Here is a 19825-nt window from a genome sequence, read left to right on the forward strand (position 1 = left end):
AACTAAATGACACAGACGTTAGCACAGTTAAAAGACTATATTTCTGCAGGTGCAGCAAAAATTCCTGCAGATTTAGTAATCGAAAATGGCAAGTTAGTTAATGTTATGACAAGTGAGATTTATCAAGCAAATGTAGCTATCTATAAAGAGAAAATTGTTGCGATAGGTAATATTGAAGCTTATATCGGCAATGATACGGAACATATAGATGCAACTGGAAAGTATATAACGCCAGGATTAATTGACGGACATATTCACGTTGAATGTAGCAAAATGAGTATGACAAGTTTTGCTAATGCTGTTGTACCTTTTGGAACAACGAGTATTATTTCTGGTTTAGATGAAACAATATCAGTTGCCGGACTAGAAGGTGTTCAAGAAGTTTTTAAAGAGGTAGAAAAATTACCGCTTAATTTATTTTGGGGTGCACCATATAAGACACCATATACAATTCCAAAATCAACAATTGCTTTTAACATCGATTCAGATGTTCAAGAAACAATTCAAAAATGGACAGAATGTTACGGTATCTGGGAAACGGTTAGAGAAGCTGTTGAAACACAAGATGAAGATACGTTAAAAACGTTGGTTCACGCACAAAATAATCACCAACCCATTTTCGGTTGTGCACCAATGGCAACCGGATTGAAATTGAATGAGTATTTAGCAAGTGGTGTTCGCTTAGATCATGAAAGTTATAGTCATGAGGAGCTTGTTGAAAAAGCACGGAATGGGATGAATATTTTAATCAGGGAATCATCCGTTACACATTTCTTGGCAGAAAATATTCGAGCAGTTACTGAAGTTAATCCAGCAATTGCACGACATGTTAGTTTCTGTACAGATGATGTAACTGCATCTGATATTTTACAAAAAGGACATCTTGATAACCTTGTTAAATTAGCTATTCAAGCAGGTGTAGAACCAATTACAGCAATTCAAATGGCAACAATAAATAGTGCTGAAGCTTATCGAATTGATGATCAAGTTGGGTCTGTATCGCCAGGAAGACTTGCTGACATATTGATTGTTGATCAGCCAAGTTCATTTAATGTAGAAATGGTTATTAGTCGGGGCAAAGTTGTTGCCAAAAATAAAAAAATAAGTGAAATGTTGATTGCACCAATCAGAAGTAATTTATTTAAAGGCCAGTTGAAGCATGAGTTAACCTCTGAAAAAGATTTTGAATATAAAGTTAATGAAAAAGTAGGAATGGCAACTGTCCAAACAATTAATAGTCAGGGTGCTTTTGTTCGAAAAAGAAAAGATGTTGAATTAACGATAGAAAATAATATCGTACAACCTAGTCCAGAAAAAGATGTCGCTTTAGTTTCTGTATTAGAACGATTTGGTAAAAATGGAAATCAGGCACTTGGATTTACATCTGGATGGGGCTTGAAAAAAGGGGCAATGGCATCATCTTCTGCACCTGATGATAATAATATTGTCGTTATGGGTGTCAATGCAAATGATATGTCGATTGCTACAAATGAATTAATTAAAGCAGGCGGTGGTCAAATTGTTGTTATTGATGGAAAAATTATTTCATTTTTAGCATTACCTGTGGGTGGTATCATGAGCGACTTATTACCAAGTGAAATTGAAACTGGCGAAATTGCGCTAAGAAAAGGGTCAAATTTAATGGGTAGTGATTTACCTGATCCAATATTTTATATGTCATTTTTACCAATTACGGCAATTCCAGATTTGGCAATTACTGATTTAGGCATGGTAGATTGTGTCGCTTTAGAAATAGTTGATCCAATTATTAAGATATCATCTCTTAAAGGATAAGGAGTTATGATGGAAAAAGAAAATTTAAAGAAGTTAATTGATGTTGCTGCTGGCCGAATTCCTGCTGATTTAGTCTTAACTAATGGCAAAATTATTGATGTTTATAATGCACAGGTAATGACTGGGGATGTCGCAATTGTTGATGGCCTTATTGCTGGAATCGGTGGCCAATATGATGGGGATAAGACGGTTGATGTTCATGGTCAATATATTTCACCAGGATTTATTGATCCACATATTCATATAGAATCTGCCTACGTTGGACCAGAAGAGTTTGGCCGTTTAATAACGCCGCATGGGACAACAACGGTCATGGCAGATCCACATGAAATTGTGAATGTAGCGGGCCTAGTTGGACTCGACTATATGATTAATGCAGCTAAAGAAACAGCCCTTAATATCCAATACATGCTGCCTTCATGCGTTCCAGCAACAAAAATGGAAAATTCTGGAGCGGTTATTTCGGCCAAAGACATGATTAAACCACTCACGAATAATGAGACAAGTGGCTTAGCTGAATTTATGGATTTCCCTGGTGTGATTAATGCTGAGAGTGATATTTTAGATAAATTACTGGTCGCAAAAAATTTAAATAAACGAATTGATGGGCATAGTCCTCAAGTTTATGACAAAGATTTAAATGCCTATATTGCCGCAGGAATTCAAAATGATCATGAATGCTCAACCCTTGAAGAAATGCAAAATCGATTAAGCCGTGGTATGTACGTCTTCCTACGTGAAGGATCTGTCACGCATAATTTAAGAACACTATTAAAAGGTGTCACAACCACTAATTCTAGAAGGGCCATTCTATGTGGAGATGATGTCCAAGCGAAAACAATTATTGAAAAGGGTCATTTAGATAATAGTTTGAAAATTTGTATCGAAGAAGGTATAGATCCTTTAGTTGCCATTCAAATGGCGACACTTAATACCGCTGAGTGTTGTGAGCTTAAAGATAGAGGTGCTATTGCACCTGGACTTAGAGCAGACTTAACAATTATTAGTGATTTAACGGATATGCTAATTTCAAGTGTCTATATTGCTGGTGAAAAAGTTGCTGAAGAGGGAAAATATTTACTAGAAACTAAAAGCTATACAATTGATAGTGTCCAATCGTCAGTCCATTTAGCTAACTTTAGTCAAGAAAAATTAGTTCTGCCTCTAACAAGTAATAGAGTTCATGCAATTGAAGTAATTCCTAACGAAGCAATTACAATAGATAGAGAAATTAATGTTAGTCGTGATGAACTAGGTAATTTTATCTACGATTCAAGTATTCCAGTTTCTAAAATTTCAGTTATTGAACGGCACCATGAAACGGGAAATATTTTCACGGGTGTCTTGAAAGATTACGGTATTAAACATGGGGCAATTGCTATTTCTATTGCACATGATTCACATAATTTAATTACAACAGGAACTAATGATCAAGATATGGCGTTGGCAATTGAGACTTTGAAAGATATTCAAGGTGGGATGGTCCTGACAAAAGATAACAAAGTTTTAATATCAATTCCATTGCCAATTGGCGGATTGATGAGTGACCAATCTGGAGAATGGATATCAGAACAGCTTGAACTATTTAATAAAGTTGCTTATAGAGAGCTCGGCATTAATGATACGGTGGATCCTGTGATGACATTAAGCTTTATGTCGTTAGCGGTGATACCGGAATTGAAAATAACTGATATGGGTTTAATTAATATCAATGAATTTAAATTTGAAGATGTTAGTGTGTAAGTCTGTTAAATCAATGATGAACGGTTGCCTTTATATTAAAATTATTGATAATTAGTTTTATTTAAAAAATGAAAGTTTTATCTGATGATTAAATGTGCTAAAATGTACCTGTATTAAAAAATGCAATACAGACGTATTGTAATTTATCTAGGAGGACTTCAAATGTCATTAGTAAATGGTACAAGTATGTTTAACGCTGCTCGTGAAGGTCATTACGCTGTTGGTGCTTTTAACACAAACAACTTAGAATGGACTCGCGGTATTCTTGCTGCAGCCCAAGAAAAAGGTGTTCCAGTTTTAATCCAAACATCAATGGGTGCTGCAAAATATATGGGTGGATATGAATTAGCTTTACACCTTGTTCAAGACACTATTAAATCAATGGGTATCACTGTTCCCGTTGTTATGCATTTAGATCATGGTGATTTTGAAGCTGCTAAAGAATGTATCGAAGTTGGTTACAACTCAGTTATGTTTGATGGTCATGATTTACCATTTGCAGAAAACTTAGAAAAAACAAAAGAAATCGTTGCTTTAGCACATGCTAAAGGTATCTCAGTTGAAGCAGAAGTTGGTTCAATTGGTGGAGAAGAAGATGGAATTGTCGGAGCTGGTGAATTAGCTGACGTTAACGAAGCTAAAGAACTTGCTGCAACAGGAATCGACTACTTAGCTTGTGGAATTGGTAATATTCATGGCCAATACCCAGCTAACTGGACTGGTTTAAACTTCGATCGCTTAGCTGAATTAGCTGCTGTAATCGAACAACCACTTGTATTACATGGTGGTTCAGGTATTCCTAAAGACCAAATCCAAAAAGCTATTAAAATGGGTGTTTCAAAAATCAACGTTAATACTGAATGTCAATTAGTATTCGCTGCTGCTACTCGTAAATATATTGAAGAAGGTAAAGACCAACAAGGTAAAGGTTATGACCCTCGTAAATTATTTGCACCAGGTACAAAAGCAATCACTGATCTTGTTGAAGATCGTATTGAATGGTTCGGTACAAGCGCAGCTAAATAATTTATTATTTAGTTCTTTCAAAAAGAGTTTTCAAAATCGTTATGATTTTGGAAACTCTTTTTTTGTGTCTTGAGAATTGAATGGTCATGGAATTATTAATAAAAGCTAGTTTAATTGGTTATTTGTAAACGTTTGCAATATAATGGAGAAGTACCTAAAACAGACAGAAAAGGGGATACTATGAAAAAAATAATTAATGATCCAAAAAATATTGTAAGTGAAATGGTTAATGGGTTAGTTAAGGCTTATCCACAATACCTACGTAAAATTGATAGTACGGAAGCTATGGTTAGAAGTGATGTGGCATCGATGGAAGATAAAGTTGGACTCATTAGTGGTGGTGGAAGTGGACATGAACCTGCCCATGCTGGTTTTGTAGGTCCCGGTATGTTGTCAGGTGCAGTTGCTGGACAAGTTTTTACTTCACCCACGCCAGACCAAATTTATGAAGCAATCAAAGCTGCTAATCACGGTAAAGGTGTTTTCTGTATTGTGAAAAATTACTCCGGCGATGTCATGAATTTTGATATGGCCAAAGAATTTGCTGAAATAGATGAAATTAAAGTGAAATCAATTGTTGTAGATGATGATATTGCAGTTGAAGATAGTCTATATACACAAGGAAAACGTGGTGTTGCGGGAACAGTGTTCATGCATAAAATATTGGGTGCTGCTGCAGATCAAGGAGCTACATTAGATGAAATAGATGAACTTGCTAAAAAAGTGATGCCAAATATTAAAACAATTGCGATTGCATTGAGTGGTGCGACCGTCCCAGAAGTTGGTAAACCAGGATTTGAACTTGCAGATGATGAAGTTGAATATGGCGTAGGAATTCATGGTGAACCCGGATATCGTCGTGAAAAATTAAAACCTTCTAAGGAATTGGTTGAAGAGTTACTAAGTAAACTAAAAGTTGCATTTGATATGAAATCTGATGATAAATATGCCGTTTTAGTTAACGGATTAGGAGCAACACCGTTAATGGAACAATATATTTTTATGAACGATACGCTTGATCAATTAAATAATAAAAAAGTCGATGTCGCATTTACAAAGGTCGGTAATTATATGACATCATTAGATATGGCTGGAATTTCTTTGACATTATTTAAAATTGAAGATGATAAATGGCTTTCTTATTTAAATTATACGGTAGATACAATCGCTTGGTAAGAGGAGATAATAAAATGCTAACAATTGAAAATACAACAGAATGGTTCCAGATTTTTTCAGAGAAAATAAGTGAAAATAAAGCTTATTTGAGTGAGCTAGATACACCAATTGGTGATGGAGACCACGGAAATAATATGGCTCGTGGTGCCGAAACAATTCAAGATTTATTAAAAAATCAAAAATTTGAATCCTTATCAGACTTATTTAAAAGTGTCGCAATGGCCTTTATTAAATCTGTTGGTGGTGCTTCTGGGCCACTTTATGGAACGGCTTTTATTGAAATGTCTAAATTAAGTAAAGAAACAAATGATCCAGCTAAATTAATAGCTGCGGGACTAGATGGTATTAAAAGACGCGGTGATTCAGATGTTGGAGCTAAAACCATGATTGATGTTTGGAATCCAGTTTTAGGGGATATTAAAATGAAGCAAATAACAGTTGAAAAAATACAAGCAGATGTTGAAGCAACCAAAGAGCTTGTTGCAACAAAGGGACGTGCATCATATCTCGGAGAACGTTCTGTCGGTCATGTTGATCCAGGAGCTATGTCGAGTGGCTATTTATTTGAGGCATTACTGGAAACGGGGGTGCTAGTATGACATATGGGGTTGTAATTGTATCGCATGTTCCTGAAATTGCAGAAGGTATCAAGCGACTATTAGATCAAGTTGCAGCAAGTGTCTCAATCACAACAGCTGGTGGGACTGATGATAACGGAGTTGGTACATCATTTGATAAAATCCAAGCAGCTTTTGACGAAAATAGTGCCGATGAGTTGTTAGCTTTTTATGATTTAGGAAGTGCTAAGATGAATTTAAATATGGTCATGGAATTCACAGATAAAAAAGTTCATCTGTACGATACAGCTTTAATCGAAAGTGCTTATACTGCTGCATCTCTTTTAGAGGCTGATGTTAAATTAGCTGATATTGAGGTTCAACTTGAAGCGTTAAAAATTAAATAGCGTAAAAAAATAACGTTAATCTTAATGATTAACGTTATTTTAGTTAGTCTATAAAGCTAAAGTAATTGCGATAAAGGCCAGTAATGCAGGTAATCCTTGTACTAAAATTATTTTTTTTGCAGATGTTAAACTACCAAAAACAGCAGCAATAAAAACAAATCCTGTAAAAAGCAACAACATTGATTTAAGCGCAGCACCAGTTAGAATGAAAAGTACAATCATTAGACCGATACTAATAAAACCATTGTATAGCCCTTGATTAGCCATTAATACTTTTGATTCTTTCTGATTTAAAAATTCTGGTCTTAATTCAAAGGCTTTTTGAGCGATTGAACTAGTTGAGAAAAATAGTTCAAGAATCATAATAAATAAGTGTTCAAGTGCAACAATCCAAGATAATATAAGTGCAATTAACATAGAAATCTCCCCTTAATCGTTATGGATATAGTATAACGTAATGTAATTGGTAGCACAATCAATCGATTTAATCGCTTACAATGAGAATGCTTTAATATTCAAAAAAAAGACTTATGACAGTGAGTTATTTTGTGTAACATTATATTTTATTAAAGTTATTAAGGAGAATGATATATGCCAACAAATGCAAAAGAAGGAATTATTTTTACAACATTAATGTGCTCGATGATGGTTTTCGTTATGAGTGCATACAATTTATTATTAGTCGGAAAACTAGGTCTTGTGACGTTATTACTTGGATTCATTCCTGGTTTTATTGTTGCTTTTATCTTAGATGTTTTAGTTGTCGGTAAAATTGCGATGGCAATTGCTGATAAGTTACCTCTTAATCATGATAAAATGTGGCAAATGATTCTCGCAATCTCAGGAATGATGATTTGTGGAATGGTCGCTTTTATGTCACTTTATGGGTTACTTATTGAAGGTGGTATGCCTGCTCATTTCTGGTCTGCTTATCTTTCTACTGTTGGACACAATATTATTGTTGCGGTACCGTTACAACTAATTATTGTTGGACCAATTTCAAGAAAAATTTTAAGCATGATTCATGCAAAAGATGAAGCTAAAAGAGTCACACAATAATCGTTTATATTTATAGAAGATTCACCAGTAAAATGGTGAATCTTCTTTTAGTAAAGGCTTGTATTGGAATGACATCGCCTAAAGGGGTTATAATGTAGTTGTTCATTTGAAATAACTTTGACTATAACTTCAAAATACAAAGGAGATTATATTTATGAAAGATTTTCAATTTAAAAATACAACTGATATTCGATTTGGTTCAGATCGTATCGAAACAGAATTACATGATGCGGTTGCACAATTTGGTCCCAATGTATTATTAACATATGGTGGTGGATCAATTAAACGTTCAGGTTTATATGACAAAGTAAAGAAAATTTTGAGTGATTTAAATGTTGTTGAATTAGCAGGAATCGAACCAAACCCTAAAGTGGGTTCAGTTCGTGAAGGTCAAAAGTTAGCTAAAGAAAATAAAATTGATGTTATTTTAGCTGTCGGTGGTGGTTCTGTTGTTGATGCTTCAAAAATGATTGCTTCAGCAGCATTTTATGAAGGAGATCCTTGGGATTTATCATTAGACCCCTCAAAACGTTTCAAAATTGATCAATTACCTTTTGTCGATATTTTAACGTTAGCAGCTACTGGTACTGAAATGAATGCTGGATCAGTTATCTCAAATCCAGAAACAAATGAAAAAATAGGTAGTTTTGGTCCCAAAACACCAGCTGTTTCATTCTTGGATCCAGCATTAACAATGAGTGTTTCAAAATGGCAGACTGCTGCTGGTTCAATTGATATTTTCTCTCATTTGACAGAGCAATACTTTGATAAAGAAAAAAATAATGATGTTTCTGACGGTATGATTGAAGGTATCATGCGAACAGTTATTAAATGGGCACCAATTGCAGTTGCGGAACCTGATAACTATGATGCTCGTGCTAATTTAATGTGGTCATCAACAATGGCATTAAATGGTATTATGCGATTAGGTTATCAAGATGGCTGGACATCCCATTCTATTGAACATGAGTTATCAGCGTACTACGATATTACTCATGGTGTTGGGCTAGGTATTATAACACCTCGTTGGATGAAATTCGTTTTATCTGCGGATACGGTTTCTAAGTTTGCTAAATTTGGTCGCAATGTTTGGCATATTCAAGATGATGATGACCAAGTCGTTGCTGATAAAGCTATTCAATCAGTTTATGACTGGGTTAAATCGTTAGGTGTACCAACAACGTTACCCGGTGTTGACATCAATGAAGAAACAAACTTTAAAGTAATGGCTGAATCAGCTGTTAGAGTTGGAAAATTAGATAGTGCTGTTTATGTTGATATGTCAGTAAATGATGTTATTGATTTATACAAAGCTTCAATGACAACTGAAAGTTTCGAATAAAGTAGTAAAAGCATCTCTGTTTAGAGATGCTTTTTTTGTGCCATAAATCGAAAATTTGTTTTATGATATAAAATTCGGTATGCTAAATAGTAAGGGGTTACAAATTTAGAACAGAAAGAGGGCCTTTATGATAAATAGGATGAAACCACAAGTTATTCAATTTTTATTAATGTTAATTGGGTTAGAAATGATTGCAATAAGTATTAATTTTTTCTACGCACCACAAGAAGTTGCGGTTGGTGGTGCAACTGGTATTGCAATCCTTTTAGAAACAGCTTTTAATTGGAACGTTTCGATTGTATTATTGAGCATTAACATGGCGCTATTGATCTTGGCTTATTTTATGTTAGAGCGTTCAACGACTAAAAAAATTATGATTGGTAGTTTTGTATTACCGTTATTTTTAGCGATTACGCCTCAAATAAATATTGTCGAGGATAGATTATTAGCTGTTATTGTCGGTGGCGCAGTTTTTGCGGTGGGAATATCAATTCTCTATCGAATTGATGCATCCAGTGGTGGAACAACGGTTCCACCACTAATAATCAAAAAATATTTCAATATTAAACCTGCAACCAGTCTATTAATAATTGATGGTATTGTGTGTTTTTTCAATATATTTGTCTCGGGTTCTGAAGCATTTATTTTAGCGATTTTTTCTTTAATAATCACGTATTTAATTATGAATTATATTGAAACGGGATTGGACCGTAAAAAAGTTTTATATGTGATGAGTACAGAAGAGGGATTAAAAAAATTAAAAGAAGATATTAATACAACTATAGATAGAGGTCTAACAATCTTTGATGCTAAAGGTGGTTATTCAGGTGAAAGCAAAGAAATGTTGATGATTATTGTTGAAAATCAAAATTATCAACAAATGTTAAATAAGGTGCATACGATTGATCCAAATGCATTTATCATCGTATATAATATCGCAGAAGTTCATGGCGCAAATTTGTCTGGGATTGAATAGGAGATTTTGACATGTACTTAATGAATTGGTTTAATGGCACGGATTATTTTTGGCTAGGGATGACTGATAAAGGATTGAGTTTTGTTGGGTCGCCTAATGGGTTAAGAAGTGAAATTGAAATATTTTATCCAAGAACTAAATTCGAAGAGAATGACAAGATTTTTAAAAGTATAATTGAAGAACTACAAGCCTATTTTGACCATGAAATTCAAAAATTTACGATCCCCGTTGATTTTAATTTGAGTGGGACGATGCTGCAAAAAGAAATTTGGGGACAACTTCAACTTATTCCATACGGTGAAACGAGAACGTATTCTGAGTTAGCTTTAGAAGTTGATTATCCTAAAGCAATTCGCGCTGTTGCTAGTGCAGTTGGTCGTAATCCTATATTAATTGTAATACCTTGTCATCGTATTTTAAGAAAAGATGGCAGCTTAGGGGGTTATCGCGGTGGGATTAATATGAAAAAGCAACTACTAGAAATAGAACGCAAATAAAAAACCGACATTACAAGGGGAGGCAATGTCGGAAAAGGGTAAGGGTGATTAACTTCGGGGAAAGTTGATCATCTTATTTAATTTATTCGGGGAAATAAATTAAAATTAAAAGTTATTAATTAAGGTATGAAGTTATTCTAACAAGTAAATGTGAAGAAAATATGACGTTAAAAAGAAAAACTATAAATGTAAAAAAAACACCACTACTTTTAAAAGTAGTGGTGAGAAAATACTAATCTATTCGAGACTCTGGGGGGAGTAGGTTAGATCTAGATGAAAAATTAAACTAAAATATAATCGTATTTTTTTATAGTAGAATTAAGTTACACACAAAGTATCTTGTGTGTATATTTATAGTATACGGCTTTATTTATTAAAACATAGGCATGTGACAGTTTTGTTAGTTTACAATTAACATTGTAAGGTGATATGAAATTTGATTTGGAGGAAGGTATTTTGAATTTTATAGAGAAAGTGAAAATGACCAAAACGGTTTTAGTTGAGTGGAATACGCCAAGCACGCTTAATCTGGATAATTTTTTTAAAGGTGCTAGCGCACTAATGAAATTAGATATTGACGCATTATCAATTACGGATAATCCTTTAGGGATGCCCCGCGTTTCAAATATATTATTGGGATATAAACTTAGTGAAAAACAGATTCCAGTAATCCTACATTTAACAACACGGGATTACAACTTAGTCGGATTAGAATCTAAATTAATGGGATTAAGTGCTGTTGGTTTAAATAATTTAATGATTATTAAAGGGAATCCTACAAAAATACAAGGTGCCACAAATGTCTATGATTTAACATCGCAACAATTAATTACAACAATTAAAAAAATGAATCAAGGAATATCGCCATCTAATCGTGAATTAAATAGTAAATCACAATTTAAAGTTGGTGGGGCATTTAATATTAATGCGATAAATTTAGATTTTGAATTTGAAGATATTAATCGAAAAATTCATTCAGGAGTAGATTATATTATCACGCAACCGGTATTTGATATGACAAATGTTCAGCGATTAAAAGATTGGATCACCATTAATGAAGTGGCTATACCTATTTTTATCAGTGTAATGCCGATACTTTCATTTGAGCGTGCTCAATTTATTCAAGATAACGTTCAGGGTATTGAACTACCAAATAAGTTTATGGCAGAATTGAAACAAGCGGCGTTGCAAAATGATGAACGTAAGGTCGGTATTGCAGCTTCGCAAAATTTAATTGAATCGTTATCAAACCTTTTTAATGGTGTTCATATAGTGACGCCAGGTTCAGACTATCAAGCAATCATTGAAATTATGCAAGGCCAATAAAAAAAATCCACTACCTGGGAGAGGTAATGGATTAAAAGGAGTAGGGATAATTAATATTCGGGAAGAAATTAATTATCATTTTAATTTGTTTGGGAGAACAAATTAAAGTTAAAAGTTATTTAATTAAGGTATGTTTATATAATAACAAGTAATTATGAAGAAAGTGTGACGAAATTATGTTAAATAAAAGAGAATAAAGAAGTTAGGTATATTTAGCGTATAAGCATTGATAAAGTTAGGTTTTGAAAGAGTAAATACTTATTTTTAGGCAAAAAAAAACGACATCGTAACATAAGTTACAGTGTCGAAAAGGGTAAAACAGTCAAAATCAATTGGGGGATTGATTTTGGTATTCAGTCCTTGGGGGAGGTACTGAATAAGTTTTATTGATTAGGTTACTCATTTAATATAACAAGTATATACCGAAAATGCAAGGGGTAAATTAAATAAAATTAAAAATAAAATTATTAATACCAATTTATCACTTTTCGCGGTAACATATTAATAGAATTAAATTAAATTGGCCTTTTTAATCGTATTGGGTAAGTGGTCAAGTGAAGCTGGGGATTTTTTTATGTATATGGAAGATTTTTTAGATGGGCAGGAAAGAACTTTTAACCAAATACTAGAACTATTACAAACACATGGTGGTTATTTAAGTAAGAAAAAATTAATGGAATTACTCCAAATATCTGGTAATTCTTTACGAATGTACCTAAAAAATATTGAAATAACGCTTGAGGAAGCTACCGCTTCAGGTCATGTTCATTTTGAAGTGAGCGCTAATAACGTTGAATTTGAAGTAGATGGTACGACAAATTTATCGAATATTAGTACTGATTTTTTAAGAGAATCGTATAAATACAAAATAATAATGTATTTGTATGCGAATGAAACATTGAATTTAATTGATCTTGAGAACGAATTACATATCAGTGGGTCGTCAATAACAAGGTGAATTAAAGAATTAAATGAAACGTTAGCAGGATTTGATCTAAAAATTAAAAATCGACGATTAGTTGGGACTAAAATTCAACTGAATTATTTTTATTACCTTTTTTTCATTAGGGTGGTTCCATTCACTGATCGCGAAGAACTCTTATCTAGAAATGAGACGATTAACGATTACGTTAATGTTTTAGATGAACAATATGACTTAGGATGGAAAGACGACGAGAAACTTAGAGTTTTTCTATGGCTTAAAATTTATATTCGAATTAATTCATATAAAGAGCAACATGTTCAGACATTAACGCCTATTTCTCGTGAATTAATCAAAAATAATCTCGCATACAGTAAAGTTAAATTAAGTCTTTTTAGATTTTTAAAAAAATATTCACTTTCCTTTTCTGAAGAAGATGCTGTTGGGTTCTATTACTTTTTAATTGGATTTGATTTAATTAAAAACGATTCTGAATTATATGTTCAAATTAAAGATGACGATATTGATAAAAAAACACCCATCAATAGTGCAATTAGTCTTTTTTGGAGTGATATTGAGAAATATACTTACTTCAAACGGGATTCAAAAATTTCTTATAATTTATTTAATTCATACAGCAAATTAGCCATATTTAAAGGTGAAAGTTTTAGTTATAATCGAACAATTATGGAATTTAATCGTAAATCATTAGAACGAGAAGACTTTTCGCAGATCATTCAAAAATTATTGACGGCGTATCAATCTGTTACACAGTTCGATGGCTTAAATTCGCCAGATGATTTATATTATCTACAAAATCAGTATTTATATATCTTGAATATTTTAAACTTCGAGTTTGATGACGTTTTAAAAATTGGCTTATTAATTAATCGTGATCCAATTATGGAAAAACTAACCGTAATCATTATGGAACGTGTTTTAAGCAGCGTTTTAAACGCTCAAGTAGAAATTTATCAAGAAGGTAAAGAATATGATTTAATTGTGACAAATAGGATGGGTGTTAACCAAGATCAATTTAATTCACCATTATATGTGATGTCAGAAATTGGTGTTAGTTCAGATCAAGTTATTACTGATGTCGTAAATGAAATTTTAGAAATTGATAAGGTTAGAAAAATTAACACGCAAAGCTTGGAGGAAAAATAATGAAGTATGTCATTATCGGCGGAACGCACGCAGGGATAGCTGCCGCTAGAACAATTTCAAAATCAGATCCAAATGCCGAAGTAATTATTATGGAAATGAAAGATAGCGTTAGCTATATCTCATCTGGAATTAATTTGTTATTTGATGGGGTTATTGATAACTTAGAAGAAGCGAGTTATGCGACACCTGCTGCGTTAGAGTCTGAAGGTATTAAATTGATGCTTGGTACTGAAGTGTTGCACGTTAGTACGGAGGATAAACGTTTATACTTTGTTAATGCAGATAAACAATACAGTTACAGCAACTATGACAAATTAATTTTAGCTAATGGGTCTAAGGTTGTTAAACCACATATTAAAGGGATAGATAATGAAAATGTTGTTTTTTATAAAAATTTAGAAGAATCAAAAAAGGCTATGGAACAGTTGTGCCCAACTAATAGGCGTATTTTAATTGTTGGTGCAGGATTAGTGGGGCTTGCATTAGCTAGCTCAATTTATGAGGGACGTAAAGGCGAAAAAGTTGATGTTACAGTAGTTGAAGCTATGGGAGGTGTTTTGACACGGTACGTAGATCAAGAAATTGGTAATCGGATAATTGATGATTTAAGAGAAAAAGGGATAAAGATTGTATTAAAAAATGATGTTCATGCTATTAATGTGGATGAGAATAACAAAATAGTTAGCGTTTCGACAACTGACCAAGAAATCGCCTGTGATTTAGTCGTTTTTTCGGTTGGATTAAAACCTAACAATGATTTTTTGAGAGACGCTGTTGAACTTAATCAAAATAATACCATTAAAATCAATGATTACATGCAGACAAGTGATAAAGACATCTATGCAGCAGGTGATAATGCCGGATTTAAACAAACTGTCAGCCAACGTCGAGAGTATCAACCTCTTGTTAATAACGCTATTAAAGGTGCAATTGTGGCGGCGTATAACTGTACGGGTCTATTTAGTCCTGTTAAAGTTGAAACGACGCAAGGAACAGCGGGGATGAACTTATTCGGTCATTATTTAGCAACGACAGGTGTCACTGAAGAAAACGCACCATATATCGGATTGGATGTTCTATCCAATACAATTGAAAATAAGATTCAATATGATTACGTTAAAAATGGTTCCAAAATACTTATAAAAGTTGTGTACAGGAAAGATACTGAAGTCATTGTTGGTGCACAAATTTATTCGAAACATGATATTTTAGATATGATTAATATCATGTCAGTAGCTATTAATATGCAAATGACGATGGCTAAATTATCATCAATGGATTTTTATTTTAATCCTGAATACAATAAAGCGTTAAATACTTTAAATGAAGTTGCCCTTACGAGAAGGACAAAAGACCGTCATATCAGTAAATAAGCTGTAAATGTCAAAATTTGCGAGTTAACCCTCAAATATTAATATTTTTTATGGGGAATTACATGGCATAATAAGTCTTGTAAATAAATGATTCAAAGAGTTTATTGATTAGGACACAGAATATCGAAGAGAAAATTTAGTGTGGGGACGCTTGTTTTCTAAAAAGTTGGTTGCTTAATATAATTAAGCAACTTTTTTTTTGTCTAAAAAATAAAATTGGTATAGATGTTTAATTTATTTTCTAAAGCCTTGTATACACGTTTTTCACTTGATTTGTATTTGATTTGAATTTTTTTGGTCTAACCTGTATGATAGTTTTTATAAGAAAAAAAGGGGATAAAAAATGAAAAGTTATTTACAGAGAATGGGACGTTCGTTAATGTTGCCTATCGCAGTACTACCGGCAGCAGCATTACTGGTTGGAATTGGAACTTGGTTGCCACAAGATTGGTTTGCGGCGGCATTTATGCAGGCCGGCGGAAACGCAATTCTAGGTAATCTAGCATTATTATTTGCTGCTGGTTTAGCTTTAGGAATGTCGACTAACAAGGATGGCGCAGCTGCGTTAGCTGGTGTTGTTGCATTTGAAATTCCAGTTAAAATGTTGGAACCGACTTCGGTTGCGGCTTTATTAGGAGTAAAAGTAACAGATGTTGATCCTGCATTTAGTTCTATCAGTAGTAATGTGTTTATTGGGATTATTGCCGGATTAATTGCGGCAGCAATGTATAATCGTTTCCATAGTGTGAAGTTACCAATGGCTATTTCATTCTTTAGTGGGAAACGATTAGTACCCATTATGTCAGCATTGGTAATGATTTTTGTTACCTTAGCTTTATTATTTGCATGGCCAGTTGTTTATGCTTGGTTAGTTGCATTTGGTAAGTTTATGGTTGGACTTGGATGGGTTGGAGCTGGTTTATACGGATTCTTCAACCGGCTTTTAATTCCAACCGGATTACATCAAGCGTTGAATTCAGTATTTTGGTTCGACGTTGCTAAAATTAATGATATCGGGAACTTTTGGAGTAATACAGGAATTAAAGGAACTACAGGTATGTACATGGCAGGATTTTTCCCAATCATGATGTTTGGGCTACCAGCTGGTGCGTATGCCATTTATCGAAATGCTTTACCTGAACGTAAAAAAGAAGTTGGCTCATTGATGCTAGCTGGTGCATTTGCATCATTTTTCACAGGCGTGAGTGAACCTTTAGAATTTTCATTTATGTTCGTTGCATGGCCTTTATACGTCATTCATGCGGCATTAACCGGGTTATCTTTAGCTTTTGCCGCATTTATGCACTGGACAGCTGGATTTACATTTAGTGCGGGCTTAGTTGATTACGTCTTGAGTATACGTGTACCAATGGCTAATATGCCACTAATGCTGTTGGTACAAGGTGTTGTGATGGCAATTATTTATTACACACTATTCAATTTTGCCATTAAGAAATTTAACTTAATGACACCAGGTCGCGAACCAATTACTGAAGATATTCAACTATCGCCTGAATTAGGGGATGACAAATATGCACGACAAGCTCAAATTGTTTACGCTGCTATTGGTGGTAAAGATAATTTAACAGTCGTTGATAATTGTACAACCCGTCTTCGTCTACAAGTTAAAGATACAAGCCATATTAATGAAGATGCACTTAAAGCATCAGGTGCTGCTGGGTTTAAAGTTATCGATAAAACAAATATTCAAGTCGTTATTGGAACTGAAGTTCAATTTGTTGCTGACGAGCTTGGTAAGTTATATGAGTCAAAGGCTGATTCTATTTCATTAAGTAATGAAAAGTTACAGGCTGAGACGGATAAATCAAGCGCTACAGCTAATCATAATGATTCAACGGTTATTGGTAGTGAAACGTTTTATACGGTTGCAGAGGGCGAATTAATGTCTATTTCGGATGTTAAAGATGCTACCTTTGCTGAAAAAATGTTGGGTGATGGTTATGCAGTCGAACCAGCTAATGGCGAAATTTATACACCGGTTGCTGGTAAAGTAGCAAGTATCTTTCCAACGAAACATGCAATTAGTATCACGACTGAAACGGGATTAGAAGTCCTATTACACATGGGAATTGATACCGTTCAATTAGAAGGTAAACCTTTTGAAGTGACTATTTCTGAAGGCGAAACTCTTAAACCAGGTGACTTAGTTGCGCGAGTTGATTTAAACGCAATTAAAGCTGCTGGTAAGGAAACAACGATGATGGTCGTTTTAACGAATATGGATAAAGTGTCTAATATAACGTTTGATCATTTGAATGAGACAGTTAAAGCCAATGAAGTTTCGGCAATTGTTCAAACTAAATAAGAATAAATGAAGCAGGCCAAAACTTTTGGTCTGCTTTTTTGGTATAGGTAGCTGGTTTATAAAAAAGCTTATATATAATAATATGACTCATTTAATAAGTTGTAATTGGTATTGGCAAACCGGCATGGTATAGTGACTGTAAGCGCATCATAAAATGAAGGAGGCCATTTAAATGAATCCCTATTATTTAACGTTATTGGAAAAAAGATTTCCGACTAAACAAAGTATTGTCACTGAAATTATTAATTTAGAGGCCATTCTTAATCTACCCAAAGGAACGGAGCATTTTGTTAGTGATGTTCACGGTGAATATAACGCATTTCAACATGTTTTAAGAAATGGTTCAGGAAATGTTAAACAAAAAATTCAAGAAATTTTTGAAGGCCGTTTGACTGAAGAGAGTATACAGGACTTTGCAATCTTAATTTATTATCCAGAAGAAAAACTAATTGCTAAAAAACAACAATTCACTTCACAACCTGAATTGGAGCAGTGGTATTTAGATACCATTGCCAGAATGATAGAGTTGTTACAAAAGACAGCAACAAAATATTCCCGTTCGAAGGTACGAAAGGCACTATCACCTGATTTTATGTATATAACAGAGGAATTATTATATAGTAATTCCAATGAACTTGATCAAAAAGATTATTATAATCGTATAATAGAAAATTTAATTAAATTAAATCAAGCAGAAGCATTTTTAACGGCTACAGCGTATACGATTCAAAGGTTAATCGTTGACCATTTACACGTAATTGGGGATATTTTTGATCGTGGTCCTGCGCCAGATAAAATTATGAAGACACTTCTTGATTATCATTCAGTTGACATTCAATGGGGAAATCATGATATTTTATGGTTAGGTGGTGCTGCTGGCTCGCCTTTATGTATCGCTAATTTATTGCGAATTTGTGCTAGATATAATAATTTAGCTATTGTTGAAGATGCATATGGGATTAATTTACGCCATTTAGCAACATTTGCCGATAAAACGTATCAAGATAATCCAGCATTTTCACCGAAAGTTAATTCAGCACAAGAAAAAATCAAAGAAGACGAACGACTTTTAATGACCAAAATACACCAGGCAATCGCTATTATTCAATTTAAATTAGAAGGACAGATTATTAAAAGACGTCCTGATTTTGATATGGCAAATCGTGCGATTTTAGAAAAGATTTGGAACAAAGGGTCAAAAATAGAAATCGATGGGAAACATTATTCACTACAAGATACTTGTTTTCAAACAGTTGATTGGGCAGATCCGTATAAATTAACAGATGATGAGTCAGAAATAATGGATAAATTAGTAGAATCATTTATCCATGCGACTAAATTACGAGAACATCTAGATTTTATGATGGCACGTGGTAGTATGTTTAAACGATATAATGGGAACTTGTTAGTTCACGGCTGTATTCCAGTTACACAAGAAGGTAAATTGGAGGGCTTTGAGCTAAAAGGGAAAGCATATGCAGGACCAGAATTATTAGCTTTTTTTGAAGATAATTTACGTAAAAGCTATGCTAAACCTAAAAAATCTACTGACCTTGAAACTGATTTACTTTGGTATTTATGGCAAGGACCCAAATCGCCTTTATTTGGGAAACATGCGATGAAAACTTTTGAACGTTACTTTATTAATGATGAAGAAGTTCAAGTTGAGATACCAAATGCGTATTACAAATTACGACATGATGAAGCATTTTGTCGTCATATATTAGAAGAATTCGGGCTTAATCCAGATAACGGTAAAATAATTAATGGGCATACACCAGTTAAGCGTGGGCACAAGCCGGTTATGGCCAATAAAAAGATGATTGTGATTGATGGTGGTTTCTCAAAAGCTTACCAATCAACTACTGGAATTGGTGGATATACGCTGCTCTCTAATTCATATGGCTTACAATTAGTTGCTCACCAACCCTTTACGTCTAAGTGGGATTCAATTGAAAATGGGACAGATATTATTTCAGTGAAACGAATTATTGATAGTGAAGTTAAAAGACAAACAATTGCTGAAACTGATATGGGAAAAGAACTTGCTAGTCGTGTTGTAGAATTAAAAAAATATTTACAGAGTAAATAAAAAATCTTACTGAAAAGTAAGATTTTTTATTTAGGTTATGAT

General features: G+C 33.7%; 16 protein-coding genes and 1 pseudogene. 16 read left to right on the top strand and 1 reads right to left on the bottom strand.

All coding sequences use genetic code 11. The features are described 5' to 3' along the window. Nucleotides 1-6 precede the first annotated feature (6 nt). From AC1RPQ_RS00885 to dhaM, 6 genes are all read left to right on the top strand, one after another. Complete coding sequence (locus AC1RPQ_RS00885; RefSeq protein WP_481760999.1) at nucleotides 7-1794, top strand: adenine deaminase C-terminal domain-containing protein; 1788 nt, start codon at nucleotides 7-9, stop codon at nucleotides 1792-1794. A gap of 9 nt (nucleotides 1795-1803) precedes the next feature. Beyond that, nucleotides 1804-3537 (top strand): adenine deaminase, encoded by a 1734-nt coding sequence (gene ade, locus AC1RPQ_RS00890; RefSeq protein ID WP_481761144.1) that lies wholly within the window; start codon nucleotides 1804-1806, stop codon nucleotides 3535-3537. Nucleotides 3538-3699: 162 nt separating this feature from the next. Next, nucleotides 3700-4563, top strand: a complete 864-nt coding sequence (gene fba, locus AC1RPQ_RS00895) for a class II fructose-1,6-bisphosphate aldolase (protein WP_481760998.1) — start codon at nucleotides 3700-3702, stop codon at nucleotides 4561-4563. 180 nt (nucleotides 4564-4743) lie between these two features. After that, nucleotides 4744-5739, top strand: coding sequence for a dihydroxyacetone kinase subunit DhaK (gene dhaK / locus AC1RPQ_RS00900; RefSeq protein ID WP_481760997.1), 996 nt, complete (start codon nucleotides 4744-4746; stop codon nucleotides 5737-5739). A 14-nt stretch (nucleotides 5740-5753) separates the two neighbouring features. Continuing rightward, a complete protein-coding gene (dhaL, locus tag AC1RPQ_RS00905) occupies nucleotides 5754-6338 on the top strand; it encodes a dihydroxyacetone kinase subunit DhaL (RefSeq protein WP_481760996.1) in 585 nt (194 codons plus the stop codon). After that, nucleotides 6335-6703 (top strand): dihydroxyacetone kinase phosphoryl donor subunit DhaM, encoded by a 369-nt coding sequence (gene dhaM, locus AC1RPQ_RS00910; RefSeq protein ID WP_481760995.1) that lies wholly within the window; start codon nucleotides 6335-6337, stop codon nucleotides 6701-6703. The genes dhaL and dhaM overlap by 4 nt, the downstream gene beginning before the upstream one ends. Nucleotides 6704-6751: 48 nt before the next feature. Here the strand turns inward: dhaM and AC1RPQ_RS00915 are convergent, their stop codons facing one another. Then, on the bottom strand, nucleotides 6752-7120 hold the full coding sequence (locus AC1RPQ_RS00915; RefSeq protein ID WP_409021750.1) for a DUF1304 domain-containing protein: 369 nt from the start codon (nucleotides 7118-7120) through the stop codon (nucleotides 6752-6754). A gap of 174 nt (nucleotides 7121-7294) precedes the next feature. Between AC1RPQ_RS00915 and AC1RPQ_RS00920 the strand changes: the two genes are divergently transcribed. From AC1RPQ_RS00920 to AC1RPQ_RS00965, 10 genes and pseudogenes are all read left to right on the top strand, one after another. Further along, nucleotides 7295-7762, top strand: coding sequence for a DUF2798 domain-containing protein (locus AC1RPQ_RS00920; RefSeq protein ID WP_481760994.1), 468 nt, complete (start codon nucleotides 7295-7297; stop codon nucleotides 7760-7762). 154 nt (nucleotides 7763-7916) lie between these two features. Continuing rightward, nucleotides 7917-9104, top strand: a complete 1188-nt coding sequence (locus AC1RPQ_RS00925; RefSeq protein ID WP_481760993.1) for an iron-containing alcohol dehydrogenase — start codon at nucleotides 7917-7919, stop codon at nucleotides 9102-9104. Nucleotides 9105-9231: 127 nt separating this feature from the next. Beyond that, complete coding sequence (locus AC1RPQ_RS00930) at nucleotides 9232-10080, top strand: YitT family protein (protein ID WP_481760992.1); 849 nt, start codon at nucleotides 9232-9234, stop codon at nucleotides 10078-10080. Nucleotides 10081-10091: 11 nt separating this feature from the next. After that, on the top strand, nucleotides 10092-10577 hold the full coding sequence (locus AC1RPQ_RS00935) for a methylated-DNA--[protein]-cysteine S-methyltransferase (RefSeq protein WP_481760991.1): 486 nt from the start codon (nucleotides 10092-10094) through the stop codon (nucleotides 10575-10577). Nucleotides 10578-11033: 456 nt separating this feature from the next. Then, the gene (locus AC1RPQ_RS00940; protein WP_481762168.1) at nucleotides 11034-11903 is read left to right on the top strand and encodes a methylenetetrahydrofolate reductase; all 870 of its coding nucleotides are present in this window, start codon (nucleotides 11034-11036) and stop codon (nucleotides 11901-11903) included. 709 nt (nucleotides 11904-12612) lie between these two features. Further along, nucleotides 12613-12954 (top strand): annotated as a pseudogene (locus AC1RPQ_RS00945) (helix-turn-helix domain-containing protein); the annotation flags it as partial. An 18-nt stretch (nucleotides 12955-12972) separates the two neighbouring features. Next, on the top strand, nucleotides 12973-13992 hold the full coding sequence (locus AC1RPQ_RS00950; RefSeq protein WP_481761150.1) for a hypothetical protein: 1020 nt from the start codon (nucleotides 12973-12975) through the stop codon (nucleotides 13990-13992). Beyond that, complete coding sequence (locus AC1RPQ_RS00955) at nucleotides 13992-15365, top strand: FAD-dependent oxidoreductase (protein WP_481760989.1); 1374 nt, start codon at nucleotides 13992-13994, stop codon at nucleotides 15363-15365. Before AC1RPQ_RS00950 ends, AC1RPQ_RS00955 begins: the two co-directional genes overlap by 1 nt. A 343-nt stretch (nucleotides 15366-15708) precedes the next feature. Continuing rightward, nucleotides 15709-17691, top strand: a complete 1983-nt coding sequence (gene nagE / locus AC1RPQ_RS00960; protein ID WP_481760988.1) for an N-acetylglucosamine-specific PTS transporter subunit IIBC — start codon at nucleotides 15709-15711, stop codon at nucleotides 17689-17691. 172 nt (nucleotides 17692-17863) lie between these two features. Continuing rightward, nucleotides 17864-19783 (top strand): fructose-1,6-bisphosphatase, encoded by a 1920-nt coding sequence (locus tag AC1RPQ_RS00965; protein WP_481760987.1) that lies wholly within the window; start codon nucleotides 17864-17866, stop codon nucleotides 19781-19783. The last annotated feature ends 42 nt before the right edge of the window (nucleotides 19784-19825 follow it).

The sequence above is a fragment of the Dellaglioa sp. CoH-57-MRSF-21 genome (assembly GCF_056781915.1).